General features: G+C 76.0%; 5 protein-coding genes and 1 pseudogene. 2 read left to right on the forward strand and 4 right to left on the reverse strand.

Going from position 1 to position 7,306, the window contains the following annotated elements; genetic code table 11:
• Positions 1 to 55 precede the first annotated feature (55 nt).
• The 4 genes from ABZ371_RS26365 to ABZ371_RS26380 are packed head-to-tail and all read right to left on the reverse strand — an operon-like array spanning position 56 to position 4,942.
• On the reverse strand, positions 56 to 1,072 hold the full coding sequence (locus tag ABZ371_RS26365) for a DUF5914 domain-containing protein (protein WP_358683983.1): 1,017 nt from the start codon (positions 1,070 to 1,072) through the stop codon (positions 56 to 58).
• Positions 1,069 to 2,070: a phytoene/squalene synthase family protein gene (locus tag ABZ371_RS26370; protein ID WP_358683985.1), complete on the reverse strand. Its 1,002-nt coding sequence runs from the start codon at positions 2,068 to 2,070 to the stop codon at positions 1,069 to 1,071. Before ABZ371_RS26370 ends, ABZ371_RS26365 begins: the two co-directional genes overlap by 4 nt.
• On the reverse strand, positions 2,067 to 3,590 hold the full coding sequence (gene crtI / locus ABZ371_RS26375) for a phytoene desaturase family protein (protein ID WP_358683987.1): 1,524 nt from the start codon (positions 3,588 to 3,590) through the stop codon (positions 2,067 to 2,069). The genes ABZ371_RS26370 and crtI overlap by 4 nt, the downstream gene beginning before the upstream one ends.
• Positions 3,584 to 4,942: a polyprenyl synthetase family protein gene (locus ABZ371_RS26380; protein ID WP_358683989.1), complete on the reverse strand. Its 1,359-nt coding sequence runs from the start codon at positions 4,940 to 4,942 to the stop codon at positions 3,584 to 3,586. The genes crtI and ABZ371_RS26380 overlap by 7 nt, the downstream gene beginning before the upstream one ends.
• Positions 4,943 to 5,138: 196 nt before the next feature.
• Here ABZ371_RS26380 and ABZ371_RS26385 point away from each other — a divergent pair, with 196 nt between their 5' ends.
• Together ABZ371_RS26385 and ABZ371_RS26390 are read left to right on the forward strand one after the other, a co-directional pair.
• Positions 5,139 to 6,650, forward strand: a complete 1,512-nt coding sequence (locus ABZ371_RS26385; protein WP_358683991.1) for an SDR family oxidoreductase — start codon at positions 5,139 to 5,141, stop codon at positions 6,648 to 6,650.
• Positions 6,647 to 7,228, forward strand: a pseudogene (locus ABZ371_RS26390) (deoxyribodipyrimidine photo-lyase); the annotation flags it as partial. The gene ABZ371_RS26385 and the pseudogene ABZ371_RS26390, both read left to right, overlap by 4 nt.
• Between the last annotated feature and the right edge of the window lie 78 nt (positions 7,229 to 7,306).

Genomic DNA, 7,306 nt, shown 5'->3' on the forward strand with positions numbered 1-7,306 from the left:
GCCCGGACGTCGGTCCGGCCGAACGGCCCGCCCCCCGGGGGTGGCCGGCGCCGGGTCAGCCGGGGAACCGGCCGGTGCTGCGGAGTTCGTAGCGCCGTTCCGCGTACGCCAGGTCGTCCCGCCACAGCCTGCCCGCCGAGGCACGCATCAGAGGGCGCAGCAGGGGCGCCGCGGCGCGGGCCGCGGCGAAGCCGCGCCGGTCGGAGGCGGCCACGACCGCCTCCGTCACCAGGGTCCTGGGCCTGCCCGCCCCGTCCGCGCCCAACGGCGTGGCGTGGGTCTCGACCACGGAGCCCCGCCCCTCCCCCTCGACGATGCGCATGACCACCGTGCGGGGCTCCGGGGCGGTGAAGAGCGCCCGCACCGGGACCACGACCCGCCCGGCCAGCTTGAAGGACACGTCCACGGCGAAGCCGTCCCCGCCCGTCGCGTCGTCGGCTCCGCCCGGGTCGAGCACCGTGAGGTCCACGAAGGAGTACGGGTGGAACCAGGCCCCGTGCCACGGGTCGAGGCGGTTGGCCACGACGTCCTCGGGCTCGCAGACGCCGGTCGCCTCGTACACGGCGTCGACGGCCCGGGCCGCAGCCGGACGGGGCGGGACCACCGGGCGGTCAAGGGGTGCCTCGCCGCCGGCCTCGTCCAGCCGCACCCAGGCCAGCACGCCGTCGTCGTGGGCGGGCAGGGGCTCCCAGCCCGCGAACTCCCCTCCCTGAAGGGCCAGTCCGTGCCAGTGGCAGACCAGCGTCCCGCAGCGCACCCGGCTGTCGCGCAACGGGGCGCCGAGGTGGGGGCAGGCTCCCGGCCCCGCGAGCAGCCGGCCCGAGGCGTCGCGCCAGGCCACCACCTCACGCCCCGCCACCGTGCGCCCGAAGGGCCGGTCCGCGGTGACGGACCGGGAGGCGCCGAGGACGTACCAGTTGCCGGAGGGCCTCGCCCGGGCGCGTGCGAGGGCTTCACCGATCAGCGCCGGCTTGGCGTCCTGCCAGGTGGGGCGCTGTTCCTCCCAGCGGACGGGAGCGGCACGCAGGCGCAGCGGGATGCGGCTCCGTCCGCCGCGGCCCGCCCGGTTCACGCCGCCTCCCCGTGGGCCCGCCGCACCGGACCGCCGGTGCGCGCGCGTGCCCGCCGGTCGGTGCCGGGGGCGGCCGCCCTGGCGGCCAGGGCGCGTACGAACCCGTCCAGGGCGACCGCGGCGCGGCGCCGGCGTGGGACGACCGACCGGCGGTGCAGGACCGCGTAGCCGTCGGCCTCGATCGCGTCGAGGATGCCGCTGTAGAGGACGAACGCGGTGCGAATGCACGGCCGTGACACCGGCGCGAGCAGGGCCAGCCCCGGCAGGGCCCGCCGGTAGACGGCGCGGTTGTGGGCCGCGGCCGCCTTCAGCACCTCGTCGACCCCACGGTCGCGGGCCCCGGTCGCCCTGCCGTGTTCGAGCCGCTGCCGCTCCACCCCGTGCGCGGCGAGCAGGTCCTCGGGGAGGTACAGGCGGCCGCGGTCCAGGTCCTCGCCCACGTCCCTGAGGAAGTTGGTGAGCTGGAAGGCGACGCCGAGGGCCGCCGCGTACGGCGCCGCCTCGGCGCGGGGGACCACCGTGCCCAGCACCGGCAGCATCTGGAGGCCGATCACGGCGGCCGAGCCGTGCGTGTACCGGGCCAGCTCCTCGTAGGAGGCGTAGCCGGTCACCGTCAGGTCGCTGCGCATGGATGCCATGAAGTCGGTGAAGTGGCGGTGCTCGATGCCGTAGGCGGCAGCCGTGTGGGCGAGCGCCCGGAGCACCGGTTCGCGGGTGGGCCCGCCGCGGAGCCCGGCGTCGAGCTGCGCCTCGAGGCGGGTCAGGGCGAGCGCGCGCTCCTGGGGCGCGGCGCCGGTCCCGAGGTCGTCGACGATGTCGTCCGCCAGGCGAGCGAAGCCGTAGAGGGCGTGCACGGCCGGGCGGCGGTCGGCGGGGAGCAGGCGGGTGGCCAGGAAGTAGGTTCTGCCGTGGCGCGCGTTGAGCCGGCGGCAGGCGGCGTACGCGGCACGCAGGGACGGCTCGTGAATGCCTGCCGCGTCGAGTTCACGGGCGGTCATGCGGGGCTGCCTTTCGGTACGGTGCGGGGTCCGGTGCGGGTGCGAAGGCCGGTGATCCGCTGCGCCGCCAGCTTCCCGGAGATCAGCACGGTCGGCACGCCGACGCCCGGGGTGGTGCCGCAGCCGGCGAGTACCGCGTTGCCGATGCCCCGTACGAGGTTGCGGGGGCGGAACGGGCCCGTCTGGGGGAACGTGTGGGCGGCGGAGAAAGGGGTTCCGGCCGCGTGCCCCTGGGCGGTCCAGTCGGCGGGGGTGACGAGGCACTCCTCCTCGATGGACGAGGCGATGCCGGTCAGCCCCCGCTGTTCGAGGACGGTGAGCAGGCTGTCGCGGTAACGGGGCGCCAACTCGCCCCACGCCCGCGCGTCCGGCCCGATGTCGGTGTTGGGACAGGGCGCCAGGATGTAGTGGAGGTGCCTGCCCGCAGGTGCGAGACCGGGATCGGTGGCCGTGGGGCGGGTGATGAGCAGCGAGGGATCGGTCATGAGGCTGCCCGTGCGGGTGAGTTCGTGGAAGGTGCGTTTCCACGCGCCTCCGAACGAGAGCGTGTGGTGGCCGAGTCCGGCCCAGGTGCGGTCCGTGCCGACGTGCAGGACCACCGCCGAGGGGGCGTGGCGCAGGGCGAGGGGGCGTCGGGGCCGGCGGCCGAGGAGCCGGTACGCCTCGGGCAGATCGGGGGTGAGGACCACGGCGTCGCACGGGATGCGGTCCTGGTCGGTGACGACGGCGGTGATCCGGTCGCCCGAGCGCTCCAGCCGGGTGACGGTCCGTCCGTGGAGGAACCGGGCGCCGGCCTCGGCGGCCGACGCCGCCAGGGCCCGGGGCAGGGCGTGCATGCCACCGCGGGGGAAGTAGACCCCGGCCACGGTGTCCATGTACGCGATGACCGCGTACGCGGCGAGCGCCCGGGCCGGTGGCACGCCCGCGTACAGGGCCTGGAAGGAGAAGACCCGGCGCAGCCGTTCGTCCTTCACGAAGTGCCCGATACGCGCGTCGAGGCGGCCGAAGCCGCCGAGGGCGGCGAGGCGGGCGAGGTCGGGGTGGAGGAGCTGGAGGGGGGAGTCGAAGTTGGTGTCGATGAAGCGCCGCATCTGCACGTGGTAGAGGCGCTCCAGCCAGGACCGGAGCCCGCGGTAGCCGGCCGCCTCCCGGGCGCCGGCGAACCGCTCGACCGCGGCCTCCATGGCGTCGCCCTCCGTGTGGACGTCCAGGTGGCTGCCGTCCGCGAACCGGGCTGTGTAGGCGGGGTGCAGCGGCACCAGTTCCAGCCGCTCGCGGAGGCTGTGGCCGACCGCCGCGAAGGCTTCCTCGACCAGGCCGGGCATGGTCAGGACGGTGGGGCCGGTGTCGGCGCGGTAGCCGGCCATCTCCAGGCTGCCGGCGCGGCCTCCCGGTCGGTCGTCCCGCTCGACGACCGTCACCCGCCGGCCCGCCCCGAGCAGGTGGAGTGCGGCGGAGAGACCCGCCAGGCCCGCTCCGACCACCACCACGTGGTCGGTCCTCCCGTCGACGGTCAGCATCGGCGTTCGCCTCCTTCGGCCGCGACGGCCGGATGTCCTCGGTGCCCGGGGGCCGGTCCGGGCGGCTCGGCTGCCTGGCGGCCGGCCTCGGGGGCCGGCCGGGCCGGTCCGTCCGGTGCCGGGGTCCGGCCCGCGCGGTGCCCGGCGGCGATGGACTCGAACAGCCCGGCGAGTACGCGGCTCGCGCCCTGCTCGGCCGCTGCCCCCTCCAGGTGGTGCACGGCCTGCTCGGCGAGCCGGCGGGCCTCCTCCTCGACGGCGGCGCGGGCACCGGTCGCCGTCAGCACCTCGCGCACCCGCGCCAGTTCGTCCTCGGTGAGCCCGGCGTCCCCCACGACCCGGTCGAGGAGGCGCACGGCGCCGCGGTCCCGCTCGCTCCCGGCGCGTGCCCGGGCCACGGCCAGGAGGTAGGTCGCCTTGCCCTCGCGGATGTCCCCGCCGGACGGTTTGCCGCTGCCGGCGGGGTCGCCGAACACCCCCGTCAGGTCGTCGCGCAGCTGGAAGGCGATCCCCGCGCAGCGGCCGGCCGCGCACAGGGCGCGGGTGACGTCCGGCCCCGAGTCCGCCAGGGCCGCGCCGAGGGCGAGCGGGCGCTCCACGGTGTACAGCGCGCTCTTGAGGCAGGCGGCGCGCAGGGCCTGCTCCGGCGAGCGTGCGCGGGTGATCTGGCCGTGCAGGTCGAGGTACTGGCCGGCCACCATCTCGGTGCGCATCGCCTGCCACGTCTCCCCCACACGCCGGCGGACCTCCGGGGCCATGGGGGTGTCGGTGACGGTGTCGTCCGCCCAGACCAGGGCCAGATCACCGACGAGCACCGCCGCCGACCTGCCGAACGACTCGGCCCGGGCCGGGCCCTGGGCCGGGTCGGCCAGGCCGGCGAGCGTGACGTGCACGGCCGGACGGCCGCGGCGCAGTGCCGCACCGTCCATGACGTCGTCGTGGACGAGTGCGCAGGTCTGGATGAGTTCGAGGGCGACCCCGAGCCGCAGGGCGGCCGTCACCGCCTCCCCGCCGCAGGCCCGCATCCCCCACCAGAGGAACGCGGGCCGCAGGCGCTTGCCGCCGTCCAGGGTGAACTTCTCCACCCGTTCGGCCACGTCCCGCGCGAAGACCGGGTCGACGGCGGCGGATCTCGTCACCCGCTCCCTCAGGACGCCCCGTGCCGTGCGGACGACCGCCGCGGCGACGTCCGCGTCGACCGAGGCGGCGTCCTCGGCCGCGGGTGCGGGGCGTGGGTGGTGCCCCAGCGGGCCGTCCTGCTCGTCGGCGCGTACGGGCACGTGGACGGTGCGGCTCTCCGGGCCCGGCCCGAGGCCGGCGGAGGCGGCATCCTCCGTCGGGTGACTGCGCATCGCATGTCCCTCGCATCGCATCGGTGGGTGGGCGTGATCCGAGGGGACCACAGGGGGCGGCCGCGTCCCGGTGTTGCCGGGCCCGCAATCGTGTGAAGACCTCACGTACCCGGGGAACCCCGCGCAACACGCCGACAGGCTCAATAAGCCCCTGCGGGCCCGGAAGAGGGAAAACTACGGGCCGGAGCGGAGGGCCATGGAGAGCGACAGCGACGAAGCGGGTCCGCGGAGTCTGGTGACGGGCGCGACGGGGTACATCGGGGGCCGCCTGGTCCCCGAACTCCTGGCGGCCGGTCACCGGGTGCGCTGTCTGGCGCGCAGTCCCGGCAAGCTGCGGGACCACCCCTGGGCGGGTGAGGCGGAGGTGGTCCGGGGGGACGTGACCGACGCCGAGTCCGTCGGCGAGGCGATGCGCGGCGTCGACGTCGCGTACTACCTCGTGCACGCGATGGGCGCGGGGAGCGGGTTCGAGGAGACGGACCGCACCGCGGCCAGGATCTTCGGCGAGCAGGCCCGGGCCGCCGGGGTCCGGCGCATCGTGTACCTGGGCGGTCTCACCCCCGCCGACGTCCCCGAGGCGGAGTTGTCCCCGCACCTGCGCTCGCGTGCCGAGGTCGGCCGGATCCTCCTGGACTCGGGGGTGGCGACGACCGTGCTCCGTGCGGCCGTCATCATCGGTTCCGGGTCCGCCTCCTTCGAGATGGTGCGGTACCTCACCGAGCGGCTGCCGGTCATGGTGACGCCGAGCTGGGTGTCGACACGGATCCAGCCGATCGCGGTCCGGGACGTGCTCCGCTACCTCGTGGGCAGCGCGCGGATGCCCGGCGAGGTGAACCGGGCCTTCGACATCGGCGGGCCCGACGTCATGACGTACCGGGAGATGATGGAGCAGTACGCGCGCGTCGCCGGACTCCGGCGACGGCTCATCCTGCCGGTGCCGATGCTGAGCCCGGGGCTGTCGAGTCACTGGATCGGGCTGGTCACCCCCGTGCCCCGGTCCATCGCGCGTCCGCTCGCGGAGTCCCTGCGCTACGAGGTCGTCTGCCACGAGCACGACATCGCCGGGTACGTCCCGGACGGTCCCGGGCAGCCCTGCTCCTTCGCGACCGCCCTGTCGCTCGCCCTGCGGAGGGTCCGGGAGGCGCGGGTCACGACGCGGTGGTCCTCGGCGTCCACACCGGGCATCCCGAGCGATCCGCTGCCCACCGACCCGGACTGGGCCGGCGGGAGCCTCTACACGGATGTGCGGGAGCTCGACGTGGACGCCTCGCCGGAGGCCCTGTGGCGGGTCGTCGAGGGGATCGGCGGTGACAACGGCTGGTACTCCTTCCCCCTGGCCTGGGCCGTGCGGGGATGGCTGGACCGGCTGGTCGGCGGGGTGGGCCTGCGCCGGGGCCGGCGGGACGCCCAACGGCTGCGCGTCGGGGACTCGCTGGACTTCTGGCGGGTCGAGGAGATCGAGCCGGGCCACCTGCTGCGGCTGCGCGCCGAGATGCGGCTGCCGGGCCTCGCCTGGCTGGAGATGTACGCGCTGGAGGGGCCGGGCGGCCGGTCCCACTACCGGCAGCGCGCCGTCTTCCATCCGTCCGGCCTCCTGGGCCACGCCTACTGGTGGAGCGTGGCGCCGTTCCACGCCGTCGTCTTCGGCGGGATGGCCCGCAACATCGCCCGGGCGGCCGGCCGGGAGACGAACGGGCGGCGGGCGTGAGCGTAGCGGTCGTCCTGTTCACCTCCGATCTGCGGCTGCACGACCATCCGCCGTTGCGCGCGGCCCTCGCGTCGGCGGACGAGGTGGTCCCGTTGTTCGTCCTGGACGACGGCGTCGGGCGGGCGGGCTTCGCCGTCCCGAACCGCCGCGCGTTCCTCGCCGACTGCCTGCGCGACCTCGACGCGGGGCTCCGGGACCGGGGCGGCCGGCTCGTCGTCCGGTCGGGGGACGTGGTCGCCGAGGTCTGCGGGATCGTCGACGGGACGGGCGCGGACGCCGTCCACCTGTCGGCGGGCGTCAGCGGTTACGCGCAGCGGCGTGAGGAGCGGCTGCGCGAGGCGCTCGGGCCCCGGGGCTGCCGGCTCCACGTCCACGACGCGGTGGTCACCGCGGTCGCGCCCGGGGAGCTGACTCCCTCCGGCCCGGGCAAGGACCACTTCGCCGTGTTCACCCCGTACTTCCGGCGCTGGTCCGGGATGCGGTCGCGCACCCCCCTGGGCGCGCCGCGCGCGGTGCGCGTGCCGCAGGCGCCCGCTTCGGTGGCACTGCCCGCCCGGACGGCCGTCGGCGGGGTGTCGCCGTCGTCGTCCACGGACATGTTCAGGCTGACGGGGTCACGCGCCCAGTCCAGGACGTTGCCGATGCGCTCGGCGTTG

Origin of the sequence: Streptomyces sp. NPDC005899 (genome assembly GCF_040629645.1) — a bacterium.
GTDB lineage: Bacteria > Actinomycetota > Actinomycetes > Streptomycetales > Streptomycetaceae > Streptomyces.